General features: G+C 67.7%; 6 protein-coding genes. All 6 read left to right on the top strand.

Annotated features, from left to right (window positions below; all coding sequences use genetic code 11):
* Window positions 1-739 precede the first annotated feature (739 nt).
* The 6 genes from rpoB to fusA all read left to right on the top strand — a co-directional run bounded on the left by rpoB (window position 740) and on the right by fusA (window position 15276).
* On the top strand, window positions 740-4207 hold the full coding sequence (gene rpoB / locus AC0VYM_RS25740; RefSeq protein ID WP_475456349.1) for a DNA-directed RNA polymerase subunit beta: 3468 nt from the start codon (window positions 740-742) through the stop codon (window positions 4205-4207).
* Between the two features lie 34 nt (window positions 4208-4241).
* Window positions 4242-8120: a DNA-directed RNA polymerase subunit beta' gene (locus AC0VYM_RS25735; RefSeq protein WP_475456347.1), complete on the top strand. Its 3879-nt coding sequence runs from the start codon at window positions 4242-4244 to the stop codon at window positions 8118-8120.
* Window positions 8121-10644: 2524 nt separating this feature from the next.
* Window positions 10645-11814, top strand: coding sequence for a hypothetical protein (locus tag AC0VYM_RS25730; RefSeq protein WP_475456345.1), 1170 nt, complete (start codon window positions 10645-10647; stop codon window positions 11812-11814).
* Window positions 11815-12274: 460 nt separating this feature from the next.
* The gene (gene rpsL / locus AC0VYM_RS25725; RefSeq protein ID WP_014912437.1) at window positions 12275-12646 is read left to right on the top strand and encodes a 30S ribosomal protein S12; all 372 of its coding nucleotides are present in this window, start codon (window positions 12275-12277) and stop codon (window positions 12644-12646) included.
* A gap of 2 nt (window positions 12647-12648) precedes the next feature.
* Entirely contained in the window at window positions 12649-13119 is a 471-nt protein-coding gene (rpsG, locus tag AC0VYM_RS25720; RefSeq protein WP_475456343.1) for a 30S ribosomal protein S7, read from the top strand.
* 45 nt (window positions 13120-13164) lie between these two features.
* A complete protein-coding gene (gene fusA, locus AC0VYM_RS25715) occupies window positions 13165-15276 on the top strand; it encodes an elongation factor G (RefSeq protein ID WP_475456341.1) in 2112 nt (703 codons plus the stop codon).
* The last annotated feature ends 40 nt before the right edge of the window (window positions 15277-15316 follow it).

The raw sequence follows: 15316 nt of genomic DNA, 5'->3' as shown, positions 1-15316 counted from the left end.
GGGCGGCTCCGGGGTTCACCGGGATTCGGTCGCCGGGAACCGGGAGGTTCCGGACCGGGTCCGGAGGCCGAAGGTCCCCCGCCGACGGCGGACCGACGTCCCGTATGTCGTGAACGACGCCGTGTCTGAACCGTCGTGAGCTGGGTGATGTGCGAAGCTGGGGCGGTTCGCGGGCGGGAACGCCGAGTTCCCGTGTGCGAACTGTCCCCGGGACGCGATAATGTCCCGTCCCGGGAATCCTGACGGGCTCCGGAGAGAGTGTTTACCCGCCTGGGGCGGGGGAATCCTTCCGGGTGTCCGTTGGCTCACATCCCCCGTGGGGCCAGGGCAGGCGCGCTGTTTCACCCTGATGGTCCAGGGCCTTCCCCCGGGGATGTGCGCGGTGGCGGTACCGCCGTCGGCCGGGTACGACCCGGGACCACCGGTCCCTCGCGAGGGTGCCGGTGCAGGCATGCCGGGCTTGACGGATCGCCCTCCAGGGGTGATCCTGCCGGTGTCGTGAGTGGTGCTGTGGACCGTGAGTGGACAGCGGTGTGGTGTTCGGCTACACTGCTCTTTTGCGCTGCCCTTTGGTGATCCCTGTGTCGGTGTACGGCTTCCGCCATCCCATTTTTCTGGATTCCGGAAGGCCCGTCACCCGCTCGATGTGACCGTCTCAACCGCGTTGCGGCGGTCCCTCTCGTGACGGATCGTCTGGCGTGCGCGCTTCAACCGCCACAAGCCTTCGGAAGGACCCCTGTTGGCAGCCTCGCGCAACGCCTCCGCTAACGCCCTTGGTCCGCACCGCGTTTCTTTCGCCCGTATCCAGGAACCCCTCGAGGTTCCGAACCTTCTGGCCCTGCAGACCGAGTCGTTCGACTGGCTGCTGGGCAACGACACGTGGAAGACCCGGGTCGAGACGGCCCGCAACGCCGGCCGCAAGGACGTTCCGGAGCAGTCCGGTCTCGAAGAGATCTTCGAGGAGATCAGCCCGATCGAGGACTTCTCGGGCACGATGTCCCTTTCGTTCCGTGATCATCGGTTCGAGCCGCCCAAGTACTCCGAGGAGGAGTGCAAGGACAAGGACATGACGTACTCCGCCCCGATGTTCGTCACGGCGGAGTTCATCAACAACGACACCGGTGAGATCAAGAGCCAGACGGTGTTCATGGGCGACTTCCCGCTCATGACCGTCAAGGGCACCTTCATCATCAACGGCACCGAGCGCGTCGTCGTGTCCCAGCTCGTCCGCTCCCCGGGTGTGTACTTCGACAAGTCCGTCGACAAGACCTCGGACAAGGACCTCTTCGGCTGCAAGGTCATCCCGTCCCGCGGTGCATGGCTGGAGTTCGAGGTCGACAAGCGCGACTTCGTCGGCGTCCGCATCGACCGCAAGCGCAAGCAGGGCGTCACCGTCCTGCTCAAGGCGCTGGGCTGGACCACCGACCAGATCCTGGAGCGGTTCGGCCAGTACGAGTCGATTCGCAACACCCTGGAGAAGGACCCGACCGCCGGTACCGACGACGCGCTGCTGGACATCTACCGCAAGCTGCGTCCGGGAGAGCCGCCCACGAAGGAGTCGGCCCAGGCGCTGCTGGAGAACCTGTACTTCAACCCCAAGCGCTACGACCTCGCCAAGGTCGGCCGGTACAAGATCAACAAGAAGCTCGGCCTCGACACCGACTTCACGCAGGGCACCCTCACCGAAGAGGACATCGTCGCGACCATCGACTACCTCGTGCGCCTGCACGCCGGTGAGGTCGAGAAGGAGACCGTCCTCGGCCTCCGCCCGGTCGAGACCGACGACATCGACCACTTCGGCAACCGCCGTCTGCGCACCGTCGGCGAGCTCATCCAGAACCAGGTCCGCCTGGGCCTGGCCCGCATGGAGCGCGTCGTCCGCGAGCGGATGACCACCCAGGACGTCGAGGCGATCACGCCGCAGACCCTGATCAACATCCGTCCCGTCGTGGCCTCCATCAAGGAGTTCTTCGGCACCTCGCAGCTGTCCCAGTTCATGGACCAGACCAACCCCCTCGCGGGTCTGACCCACAAGCGCCGCCTCTCGGCGCTGGGTCCGGGCGGTCTGTCCCGTGAGCGCGCGGGCTTCGAGGTCCGGGACGTCCACCCGTCCCACTACGGCCGCATGTGCCCGATCGAGACCCCTGAGGGCCCGAACATCGGTCTGATCGGCTCGCTCGCCGCCTACGGCCGGGTGAACTCCTTCGGTTTCGTGGAGACCCCGTACCGGAAGATCATCGACGGCAAGGTCTCCGACCAGGTCGACTACCTGACCGCTGACGAAGAGGACCTCTACGTCATCGCGCAGGCGAACACCCCGATGAACGCGGACGGCAGCTTCGCCGAGGCCGGCGTGCTCGTCCGTCGTAAGGGCGGGGAGTTCGAGCAGGTCAGCACCGACGAGGTCGACTACATGGACGTGTCGCCGCGCCAGATGGTGTCGGTCGCCACCGCCATGATCCCGTTCCTGGAGCACGACGACGCCAACCGTGCGCTCATGGGTTCCAACATGCAGCGCCAGGCCGTGCCGCTGCTGCGCGCCGAGTCGCCCTTCGTCGGCACCGGCATGGAGTACCGCGCCGCCACCGACGCCGGTGAGGTCATCCTCGCGGAGAAGGCCGGTGTGGTCGAGGACGTCACCGCCGACTACGTCACCGTGATGGCCGACGACGGCACGCGCAAGACGTACCGCATGGGCAAGTTCCAGCGCTCCAACCAGGGCACCTGCTTCAACCAGCGCCCCATCGTGTACGAGGGCCAGCGCATCGAGGTCAAGCAGGTCCTCGCGGACGGTCCGTCCACGGACCAGGGCGAGATGTCGCTGGGCAAGAACCTCCTCGTGGCGTACATGTCCTGGGAGGGCCACAACTACGAGGACGCGATCATCCTCAGCCAGCGTCTGGTGCAGGACGACGTCCTCTCCTCGATCCACATCGAGGAGCACGAGGTCGACGCCCGTGACACCAAGCTCGGCCCGGAGGAGATCACCCGCGAGATCCCCAACGTCAGCGAGGAGGTCCTGGCCGACCTCGACGACCGGGGCATCATCCGCATCGGCGCCGAGGTCGTCGACGGCGACATCCTCGTCGGCAAGGTCACGCCCAAGGGTGAGACCGAGCTGACCCCGGAGGAGCGCCTGCTGCGCGCCATCTTCGGTGAGAAGGCCCGCGAGGTCCGCGACACCTCCCTGAAGGTGCCGCACGGCGAGACCGGCAAGGTCATCGGCGTCCGCGTGTTCAGCCGCGACGAGGGCGACGAGCTCGCCCCCGGCGTCAACGAGATGGTCCGCGTCTACGTGGCCCAGAAGCGCAAGATCACCGACGGTGACAAGCTCGCCGGCCGTCACGGCAACAAGGGCGTCATCTCGAAGATCCTGCCCCAGGAGGACATGCCCTTCCTGGAGGACGGCACGCCCGTCGACATCATCCTCAACCCGCTGGGCGTCCCCGGCCGAATGAACGTCGGTCAGGTACTGGAGGTCCACCTGGGCTGGCTGGCCAAGAACGGCTGGTTGGTCGAGGGGGTCGAGGAGGAGTGGCAGAAGTCGCTGCACGCGATCGGAGCGGCCGAGGTCTCCCCGAACTCGCGCGTGGCCACGCCGGTCTTCGACGGCCTGCACGGTGACGAGCTCAGCGGCCTCATCCAGTCGGTCCGCCCGAACAAGGACGGCAACCGCCTCATCAACGAGGACGGCAAGGCCCGCCTGTTCGACGGCCGCACCGGTGAGCCCTTCGCCGAGCCGATCTCCGTCGGCTACAAGTACATCCTGAAGCTCCACCACCTCGTGGACGACAAGATCCACGCCCGCTCCACCGGCCCGTACTCCATGATCACGCAGCAGCCGCTGGGTGGTAAGGCGCAGTTCGGCGGTCAGCGGTTCGGTGAGATGGAGGTCTGGGCGCTGGAGGCCTACGGTGCCGCCTATGCGCTCCAGGAGCTGCTCACCATCAAGTCCGACGACGTGGTGGGCCGCGTCAAGGTCTACGAGGCCATCGTCAAGGGCGAGAACATCCCTGAGCCGGGCATCCCTGAGTCCTTCAAGGTGCTCATCAAGGAGATGCAGTCGCTCTGTCTGAACGTGGAGGTGCTGTCCAGTGACGGTATGTCCATCGAGATGCGGGACAGTGACGAGGACGTCTTCCGCGCCGCGGAAGAACTGGGAATCGACCTGGGCAGGCGAGAGCCGAGCAGTGTCGAAGAGGTCTAACTTCCGCGGAATTCGAGAGCAGGGGACGAATTAAGTGCTCGACGTCAACTTCTTCGACGAGCTGCGGATTGGCCTCGCCACCGCCGACGACATTCGCCAGTGGTCACACGGCGAGGTCAAGAAGCCCGAAACCATCAACTACCGGACCCTCAAGCCCGAGAAGGACGGACTCTTCTGCGAGAAGATCTTCGGTCCGACCCGGGACTGGGAGTGCTACTGCGGCAAGTACAAGCGCGTCCGCTTCAAGGGCATCATCTGTGAGCGCTGCGGCGTCGAGGTGACCCGTGCCAAGGTGCGCCGTGAGCGGATGGGCCACATCGAGCTGGCCGCTCCCGTCACGCACATCTGGTACTTCAAGGGCGTGCCCTCCCGCCTGGGCTACCTGCTGGACCTGGCGCCGAAGGATCTCGAGAAGATCATCTACTTCGCCGCCTACATGGTCACGTGGGTGGACACCGAGGCCCGCGAGCGCGACCTGCAGTCGCTGGAAGCGCGGATCTCGGTCGAGAAGCAGCACCTGGAGCAGCGCCGCGACTCGACCATCGAGGAGCGCCACCGCAAGCTGGAGGCCGACCTGGCCGAGCTTGAGGAGCAGGGTGCCAAGGGCGACGCGCGCCGCAAGGTGCGCGAGGGCGCCGAGCGTGAGATGCGCCAGCTGCGCGACCGCGCCCAGCGCGAGATCGACCGCCTCGACGAGGTGTGGAGCCGTTTCAAGAACCTCAAGGTCCAGGACCTCGAGGGCGACGAGATGCTCTACCGCGAGATGCGCGACCGCTTCGGGAAGTACTTCCGCGGCGGCATGGGCGCCCAGGCCATCCAGGACCGCCTGTCCAACTTCGAGCTGGACGAGGAGGCGGAGAAGCTCCGGGAGACCATCCGCACGGGCAAGGGCCAGAAGAAGGCCCGCGCCCTGAAGCGGCTCAAGGTCGTCTCGGCGTTCCTCAACACCACCAACAGCCCCATGGGCATGGTGCTGGACTGCATCCCGGTCATCCCGCCGGACCTGCGTCCGATGGTGCAGCTGGACGGTGGCCGCTTCGCGACCTCCGACCTCAACGACCTGTACCGCCGCGTCATCAACCGGAACAACCGCCTCAAGCGGCTGCTGGACCTGGGCGCGCCCGAGATCATCGTCAACAACGAGAAGCGGATGCTCCAGGAGGCCGTCGACGCGCTGTTCGACAACGGCCGCCGCGGTCGCCCGGTCACCGGTCCCGGTAACCGTCCGCTCAAGTCGCTGTCCGACATGCTCAAGGGCAAGCAGGGCCGTTTCCGTCAGAACCTGCTCGGCAAGCGCGTCGACTACTCCGGCCGTTCGGTCATCGTCGTCGGCCCGCAGCTGAAGCTGCACCAGTGCGGTCTGCCCAAGCAGATGGCCCTGGAGCTCTTCAAGCCGTTCGTGATGAAGCGCCTGGTCGACCTGAACCACGCGCAGAACATCAAGAGCGCCAAGCGCATGGTGGAGCGGTCCCGCCCCGTGGTGTGGGACGTCCTCGAAGAGGTCATCACCGAGCACCCGGTGCTGCTGAACCGTGCTCCGACGCTGCACCGCCTGGGCATCCAGGCCTTCGAGCCGCAGCTGGTCGAGGGCAAGGCCATCCAGATCCACCCGCTCGTCTGCACCGCGTTCAACGCGGACTTCGACGGTGACCAGATGGCCGTGCACCTGCCGCTGTCCGCCGAGGCCCAGGCCGAGGCGCGGCTGCTGATGCTCGCCACCAACAACATCCTCAAGCCGTCCGACGGCAAGCCCGTGACCATGCCCACCCAGGACATGATCATCGGCCTGTACTACCTGACGACGGAGCGCGCGGGTGCCGCGGGCGAGGGCCGTGCCTTCCGCTCGCCGGCCGAGGCCATCATGGCCTACGACCTGGGCGACCTGGACCTCCAGGCCAAGATCCGGCTGCGTATCGCTGACGGCGCTCCCGCGCCCAAGGACTGGACGCCGCCGGAGGGCTGGGAGCAGGGCGACGTCTACGTCCTGGAGACCACGCTGGGCCGGTACCTCTTCAATGAGGCCACCCCGGTGGACTACCCGTACGTCAACTTCCAGGTGGGCAAGAAGCAGGTCTCGGTCCTGGTCAACGACCTGGCCGAGAACTACCCCAAGGTCCAGGTCGCCACGACCCTGGACGCCCTGAAGGACGCCGGTTACCGCTGGGCCACCCGGTCCGGTCTGACCATCGGCATCGAGGACGTCGTCGCGCCTCCGCGCAAGGCCGAGATCCTCGGCGGCTACGACCGCAAGGCCGACAAGATCCAGCGGGAGTACGACCGCGGTCTGATCACCGACGACGAGCGCCGTCAGGAGCTCACCGAGGTGTGGACCCAGGCCACGGCCGAGGTCGCGAAGGACATGGAGGACAACTTCCCCATCGACAACCCGGTGTGGATGATGGTCCAGTCCGGTGCGCGCGGTAACCCGATGCAGGTGCGTCAGATCGCCGGTATCCGTGGTCTGGTCTCCAACACCAAGGGTGAGACCATCCCGCGTCCGATCAAGTCCTCCTACCGTGAGGGCCTGTCCGTGCTGGAGTACTTCATCTCCACGCACGGTCAGCGCAAGGGTCTGGCCGACACCGCCCTGCGTACCGCCGACTCGGGTTACCTGACCCGTCGTCTGGTGGACGTCGCGCAGGACGTCATCGTCCGCGAGATCGACTGCGGTACGGACCGTTCGCTCTGGCACGAGATCGGTGAGAAGAACGCCGCCGGTGTCGTCGTGCGCAAGCACAACGTCGAGAACACCGGTTTCGGTCGGACCATCGCCGAGGACACGCTGGACCCCGAGGGCAAGCTCGTCCTCCCGGCGCTGTCCGACACCTCCGAGCAGAACATCGACAAGCTGGTCGCCGCCGGGGTCACCCACGTGCGCATCCGCTCGTCGCTGACCTGTGAGGCGAAGATCGGTGTCTGCACCACCTGCTACGGCCGCTCCATGGCGACCGGCAAGCCGGTGGACGTCGGTGAGGCGATCGGTATCATCGCGGCCCAGTCCATCGGTGAGCCCGGTACCCAGCTGACCATGCGTACCTTCCACATGGGTGGTTCGGCCGGTCAGGACATCACCCACGGTCTGCCCCGTGTCCAGGAGCTCTTCGAGGCCCGCATCCCCAAGGGTGTGGCCCCGATCTCCGAGATGGAGGGCCGGATCAGGGTCGACGACACCGAGAAGAGCCGCAAGATCGTCGTCATTCCGGACGACGGCACGGACGAGATCGCCTACCCGGTCCCGATGCGTGCGCAGCTCCTGGTGAGCGACGGCGACCACGTCAAGGTCGGCCAGCAGCTCATCCAGGGTGCGATCAACCCGCACGAGGTTCTTCGCATCCAGGGCCCCCGCGCGGTGCAGCAGCACCTCGTGTCGGAGGTCCAGGAGGTGTACAAGTCGCAGGGTGTGTCCATCCACGACAAGCACATCGAGATCATCGTCCGCCAGATGCTCAAGCGGGTGAACATCCTGGAGTCCGGTGACACCGAGCTCCTGCCCGGTGAGATGGTCGAGCGGCCGAAGTTCGAGCGGATCAACCGACGCGTCGTGTCCGAGGGCGGCCAGCCGGCCGCCGGACGTCCGGTGCTGCTGGGTATCACCAAGGCCTCGCTGGCCACGGAGTCCTGGCTGTCGGCGGCCTCCTTCCAGGAGACCACCCGCGTGCTGACCGAGAACGCGATCCACGGTAAGAGTGACCCGCTGCTGGGCCTCAAGGAGAACGTCATCATCGGTAAGCTCATCCCGGCCGGTACCGGTATTCCGCAGTACCGCAACATCCGGGTTGAGCCGACCGAGGAGGCCAAGGCCTCGATGTACTCGGTCTCCGGTTACGAGGAGCCCAGTGAGTACACCTTCGGGCAGGGTTCGGGCGAGGCCGTTCCCCTGGAGGAGTACGACTTCGGTCCGTACAACCGGTAAGTCCAACCTGAACGTTGGTTGAGCTGACGGCGGTGGTCAGCCACCCCCATCACCGGGGGTGGCCCCGCCGCCGTTTCGTCGTTGTCGGTTCGTACACTGCGGTGCGGACGGGGAGAGGGCGCTACGGCGCTGTCGGGAGAGCAGGCAAGTGACTGATAACGGGGGCGGGGCGCCGGGCAACCGTGCGTCCGATGCGGACGGGGACTCCTGGTTCAAGCCCAGCGAGAACCGCTACCGCTCACAGTCGGAGTACCAGGACCCCCTGGAGGAGGACGCGGCGGCGAACCCCGGGGAGGACGGCGCCGTCTTCCCTGACAGCGGCGGCTACGCGGGGCTGAGCGCCTCGCGTCCGGCGATGGTGGAGCCCTACCCGGACGCCCTGGGCGGACCGCCCTCGGCACCGGGCATCTCGTACCCGGGCGCGGGCACGTCGGCCTACGAGCCCGTGACGCGTTTCCCGGGGGAGGACCCGCTGGCCCAGAGGGAGCCCGAGGCTCCCGCGACCGGCGGCTACCCGGGCATCGCGGCCAGCGCCGAGGTCCCGCTGCCTCCGGAGGAGCCCGCGCGCGAGGCGGGCGAGCCCGCCTCCCAGGGCCCCTACCGGGACTCGTGGGCCGGGAGAGGCCAGGACTCCGGTTCCGACCGGGACCCGCTGACGCCCCAGGCACCGCCTTCCGCCGGGTGGGGATCCGAGGGTTCCTCGGACTCCGCTCCGTGGTCCCCTCAGGGCGCTTCCGATCAGGACCCTTACTCCCGACCCGGCCAGGAGCCCGGCTCCGCCCTGGGCGGTCCGCTGGACTCGGGGATGCCGCACGCGTCGGCTTCCGGCGCCGGGGACCCCTGGGGTTCCGAGGGTTCCTCGGACTCTGCTCCGTGGTCCCCTCAGGGCGGCCCTGGTTCCTCCGACTCCGGTCGTGAGCCCTGGGATCCCGAGATCCCCGGGCACCCTCGCGTGCCTGGTGGCACGCGGGACTCCTGGTCCTCGGATGACCCCGCCTTCACGGCGGACCCGCGCACCTCGCAGGACTCGTTCTCTGCTTCGGGCCGTGAGGCGTGGGACCCCGAGGCTCCGGCGTCCGGTTCCGCCCTGGGTGGTTCGCCGGACTCCGGGACGCACACGTCTGCCTCCGACGCGGACCCGTTCTCCGGTCCCGGCCGTGAGCCCTGGGACCCGGAGGCCCCGGTTCCCGGCGCGGTCCCGGGCGGCCCGGATTCAGGTCCGGGTCGGGACTCGTGGGGTTCCGAGGGTTCCTCCGACTCTGCTCCGTGGTCCCCTCAGGGCGGCCCCGGCTCCTCCGACTCCGGTCGCGAGCCGTGGGACCCCGCGGGCCCGGTTTCCGGTTCCGCCCCGGGTGGTTCTTCGGACTCCGGTACCGACCGGGACCCGTGGTCCCCGGAGGGTGCGGACCCGTGGTCGCCACGCGCGACGGCCTCCGGTGCGGACCCGTTCCCTGGTTCCGGCCCGGAGTCGTGGGACCCGGAGGACTCCGGGCGCTCTCGTGTGCCTGGTGGTACGCGGGACTCCTGGTCTTCGGACGACCCCGCCCACACGTCGGACCCGCGTAGCTCGCAGGACCCGCTCTCTGGCTCCGGTCGTGAGGCGTGGGACCCCGAGGCCCCGCTCTCCGGTTCCGCCCTCGGTGGTTCCCCGGACTCCGGGACGCCGTACGGGTCGGCCTCCGGCCCGGACCCGTTCTCTGCTTCGAGCCGTGAGCCGTGGGACCCGGAGGCTCCGGTGACAGGATCCGTCCTGGGCGGTTCGCCGGATTCGGGCCGGGACTCGTGGTCCCCGGAGGGGGCGGACTCCCGGATCCCGTATGCCCCGAGAGACTCCGACACGGAGTGGTCCGCACAGGGGGCTGGTGCTTCCGGTGACTCCTGGAGTTCGCGGGACTCCGCTGTCGCGGACTCGTTCTCCGGCTCCGGCAGTGAGCCGTGGGACCCGGAGTCCCCGGCGTCCGGTTCGAGTGGTTCGCCGGACTCCCGGGGGCCGCACGCCTCCGGCACCGCTGACTCGTGGGGCTCGGAGAGTTCCTCCGACCCCGCTCCGTGGTCCCCGCTGAGCTCGGACTCCTCCACCACTTCCGATTCCGGTGCGGACCCGTTCCCTGGTTCCGCTGGTCAGCCCTGGAACCCGGAGGCCCCGGCGTCCGGATCGGCCCTGGGGGGTTCCCCGGACTCGTGGTCGCCGCACGCGTCGGCTTCCGGTGCCGACGGTGACGCGTGGGCTTCGCGGGAATTCGCCTCCGGGTCGGAACCGTTCTCCGGCTCCGGAAGTGAGCCGTGGTCCCCGGAGGGATCGGACCCGCTGGGCTCCGCCCCCGCTTCCGGGTGGGGCCACCGGTCCTCGGACGACTCCGGCCTCGCGTCGGACGCGCGTCGTGAGCCGTGGGGCTCCGACGGTCCGGGCGAAGACCCGTTGATGCCGCAGGCGTCGGGACCGGGTCAGGAACCGTGGGGTACACGGGACTCGGCCCTCGACCGGGACCCGCGTCAGGGCTCCGCGTCGGACGCACGTGACCCGTTGGACCCCGAGACTCCGTGGTCCGCGTCGGGTCCCGGCGAGGAACTCTGGAAGTCCGACCGGGAACAGTCGGGCGAGTGGAGCGGCACCGGCGGACTGGACAGCTGGAGCCCGAGCGAGGACACCGGGGACACGTGGAAGGGCTCGGGCACCACCGAGCCGTGGGCGGAGCAGACCGAACGCCCGTGGTCCGACCACCACACCCCCTCGTACGGCGGCGACCGGTACGACGACGAACTCTCCCCGCGTCCCGCGGAGGAGCGCGGCGACCGGTACGACGACGAGCTCTCTCCCGCCCCCGAACAGGGTGGGAGCGGCAACACCTGGGCCTTCGACCGCAACGACCCGCGTCTGCCCGACGTCGTCCGCGACGCCGAGCGGCGCCGCAGGGAGTCGCCCCAGGAGCCCGCGTACGCGGACTGGGGGAGTGAGGACGCACCGGCGGAGCCGGACACCGGCACGCTGTCCGCCGCCGTCCCGGGTTCGGACGACCCCCTGGCCGCCATCGCGGACATGCAGTCGCGGGCCAGGTCCAAGGATCCCCTGGACGACGAGGACGACCGGCCCTGGGACGACGCCGAGGACCAGCGGTGGGACGAGGCGTCCGCGGAGGGCGACGACTCCTGGCGCGGTGGCGAGGGTGCCACCCAGATGTTCACGGCGCCCTCCTTCGACTCCGAGCCCGACACCGGTCGGCGGGAGGAGTACGAGGACGAGCGTGACGACCGGCCGGAGACGGGCTACGAGGACGAGCGTGACGACCGGGCGGAGTCGGACTACGAGGACGACTTCACCCCGGCCGACTACGGGATGCCGGAGCGGCCCAAGCAGGCGAAGCGCCGTCGCGACAAGATCGCGGAGGACTTCCCCGGCTTCGACGAGGCCCGGGACGACGGGGACTACCCCGGCTACGACAGCATCGACTTCCTGGCGGACACCGAACCCGGGGCGAACGTCACCATGTGGCTCGGTATCGCCTCGTTGGTTCCGGTCGTCGGTGTGATCACCGCGATCCTGGCGTTGTTCGTCACCGGACCCAAGGCGAAGAGGGCGATCCGCGAGTCGCGGGGGACCCTCGACGGACTGGGCCTGATCACCACGGGCACGGTCTTCGCGGTCATCGGCGTCCTGGTGACCGTGATCTCCCTCGTGATGTGGTTCGTTCTGTAGATTCCCGGCCGTTCCCGGGGGACAATGGGTCCTCCGGGAGCGGCCGTTCTCTTTGACGGCCCTTCGTTGGGAAAACCCGGGGCGAAGCGCGCCGGGGAGCACGTAGACTGGTGGAGACCCACGGCTACGCGAGATCCGGTTCCGCTTGTCTCGCCATGTCGCACACCGTTTTGACCGCCTGTTCGGTTAGCGGTAGCCTGTGTGATTGTGCCCGTGAGTCGACGGGTCACACGTGCGTGTGCGGCGCCCCAGTTCTCCACAGGATGGACACAGGGCGCGCGGCGCAGGTGAACCCCCTCCTGTGAATCGGTCTCCGACCGGGTGTGCATCCGTTCGCCATGCGTGGGAACGAGGGCGACACGCCCGACCACGGGGGTCGGGGAGGTTCGGGGAATTCAGCAGGTCAATAGCGATATCGGCTACGAGAACCGGCGTAGGTCACGAGGAAGACGGAGACGCGGTGCCCACCATCCAGCAGCTGGTCCGCAAGGGCCGACAGGACAAGGTCGCAAAGAACAAGACCCCGGCGCTGAAGGGGAGTCCGCAGCGTCGTGGTGTGTGCACGCGTGTCTACACCACTACGCCGAAGAAGCCGAACTCCGCTCTGCGTAAGGTCGCTCGCGTCAAGCTGAGCAGCGGCATCGAGGTCACGGCCTACATCCCCGGCATTGGTCACAACCTCCAGGAGCACAGCATCGTGCTGGTTCGTGGCGGTCGTGTGAAGGACCTGCCGGGCGTTCGCTACCGAATTGTCCGCGGTTCGCTCGACACCCAGGGTGTCCGAGGCCGCAAGCAGGCCCGTAGCCACTACGGCGCCAAGAAGGAGAAGTAAGCATGCCGCGCAAGGGCCCGGCGCCGAAGCGCCAGCTCATCACCGACCCGGTCTACGGCTCGCCGCTCGTCACCGCACTGATCAACAAGGTGCTCCTCGACGGCAAGCGCTCCATCGCCCAGGCCGTCGTGTACGACGCCCTTGAGGGTGCTCGCGAGAAGACCGGTCAGGACCCGCTCGTCGTTCTCAAGCGAGGCCTGGACAACGTCAAGCCCGCGCTGGAGGTCCGCAGCCGCCGTGTCGGTGGCGCGACCTACCAGGTGCCGGTCGAGGTTCGCGCCTCCCGGTCCACCACGCTGGCCCTGCGCTGGCTGGTCTCCTACTCGCGTCAGCGTCGTGAGAAGACCATGACCGAGCGCCTGATGAACGAGCTGGTCGATGCCAGCAACGGTCTGGGCGCGGCTGTCAAGAAGCGTGAGGACACGCACAAGATGGCCGAGTCGAACAAGGCCTTCGCCCACTACCGCTGGTAACCCCGCGGCGAATCGATTCCTTGAGACCTAGGGAAGACGAGCCTCATGGCTAAGACTTTGCTTGACCTGGCCAAGGTCCGCAACATCGGCATCATGGCCCACATCGACGCGGGCAAGACCACGACGACCGAGCGGATCCTCTACTACACCGGTGTGACCCACAAGGTGGGTGAGGTCCACGATGGCGCCGCCACGATGGACTGGATGAAGGAGGAGCAGGAGCGGGGTATCACCATTACCTCGGCTGCTACCACCACCCACTGGGACGACCACACCATCAACATCATCGACACGCCCGGCCACGTCGACTTCACGGTCGAGGTCGAGCGGTCGCTGCGTGTCCTCGACGGTGCCGTCGCGGTGTTCGACGCCAAGGAAGGCGTCGAGCCCCAGTCGGAGCAGGTCTGGCGTCAGGCCGACCGCTACAAGGTCCCCCGGATCTGCTTCGTCAACAAGATGGACAAGATCGGCGCCGAGTTCCAGCGCTGTGTCGACATGTTCCGTGAGCGCCTCGGCGCGAACGCCATGCCGATCCAGCTCAACATCGGTGCCGAGAGCGACTTCAAGGGCGTCATCGACCTCGTGAAGATGAAGGCCTACGTCTGGAACGACGAGGCCGCGCTCGGTGAGATGTACGACACCGTCGACATCCCCGAGACGCACACTGACGCCGCCCGCGAGGCGCGCGACCAGTTCATCGAGACGCTGGCCGAGGCCGACGACGAGATCATGGAGCTGTACCTCGAGGGCCAGGAGCCCACCGAGGAGCAGCTGGTCACCGCGATCCGTCGCGCGACCATCGCGGGCACCGCGATCCCGATCGTCTGTGGCACCGCCTTCAAGAACAAGGGCGTCCAGCCCCTGCTCGACGCGGTCACCGCCTACCTCCCCTCGCCCCTGGACGTGGACGCCATCGAGGGCCACGACCCCAAGGACGAGACCGAGGAGACGAAGCTCCAGCGCAAGCCGAGCGTGGACGAGCCGATGTCCGCTCTGGTCTTCAAGATCATGAGCGACCCCCACCTCGGGCGGCTCACCTACCTGCGCATCTACTCGGGCGTGCTCACCACCGGTACCCAGGTGCTCAACAGCCTGAAGGGCCGCAAGGAGCGCATCGGCAAGATCTACCGCATGCACTCGAACAAGCGTGAGGAGATCTCCGAGGCCGGCGCGGGCGACATCGTCGCGGTCATGGGTCTGAAGGACACCACGACCGGCGAGACGCTCTGCGACCAGTCGGCTCCGATCGTCCTGGAGTCCATGACCTTCCCGGCTCCGGTCATCGAGGTGGCCATCGAGCCGAAGACCAAGAGCGACCAGGAGAAGCTGGGCATCGCGATCCAGCGTCTGGCGGACGAGGACCCCTCCTTCCAGGTGGCCTCGGACGAGCAGACCGGTCAGACCGTGATCTCGGGCATGGGCGAGCTGCACCTCGAGGTGCTGGTCAACCGCATGCGCGACGAGTTCAAGGTCGAGGCGAACATCGGTAAGCCCCAGGTGGCCTACCGAGAGACCATTCGCAAGAAGGTCGAAGGCCACGTCTACACCCACAAGAAGCAGACCGGTGGGTCGGGCCAGTTCGCCAAGGTCAAGATCAACCTCGAGCCGCTTGAGGCCGAGGAGGGCGACGCTTCCGGGTACGAGTTCGTCAACTCCGTCACCGGTGGCCGTATCCCGCGGGAGTACATCCCGTCGGTCGACGCCGGCTGCCAGGAGGCCGCTGAGCTGGGCGTGCTCGCGCACTACCCGCTCGTCGGCATCAAGGTGACGCTGACGGACGGTCAGTACCACGACGTCGACTCCTCCGAGATGGCGTTCAAGACCGCCGGTTCGATGGCCTTCAAGGAGGCCGTCAAGCTCGCGAAGCCCGCGCTGCTCGAGCCCGTCATGGCCGTGGAGGTCACCACTCCCGAGGAGTACATGGGTGACGTCATCGGTGACCTGAACTCCCGCCGTGGACAGATTCAGTCCATGGACGAGCGTTCCGGTGTCCGGGTCGTCAAGGCCCAGGTGCCCCTTTCGGAAATGTTCGGCTACGTGGGTGACCTGCGCAGCCGTACCCAGGGTCGAGCCAACTACTCGATGGTGTTCGACTCCTACGCGGAGGTTCCGTCCGCTGTCGCCCAAGAAATTGTGGCGAAGGTTCGCGGCGAATAGTCGCGAGCAAGCAACCCGGCTGTACCCCGCATCCGCGGGG

It is taken from the genome of Nocardiopsis sp. iso_237 (assembly GCF_056173345.1).
The sequence above is the reverse complement of the archived record's forward strand: the minus strand, read 5'-3'. Positions and strand labels throughout refer to the sequence as shown.

Coding starts and splice junctions, on each gene's coding strand:
- rpsG (WP_475456343.1), top strand. CDS start 12,649: ATGCCGCGCAAGGGCCCGGCGCCGAAGCGCCAGCTCATCACCGACCCG.
- fusA (WP_475456341.1), top strand. CDS start 13,165: ATGGCTAAGACTTTGCTTGACCTGGCCAAGGTCCGCAACATCGGCATC.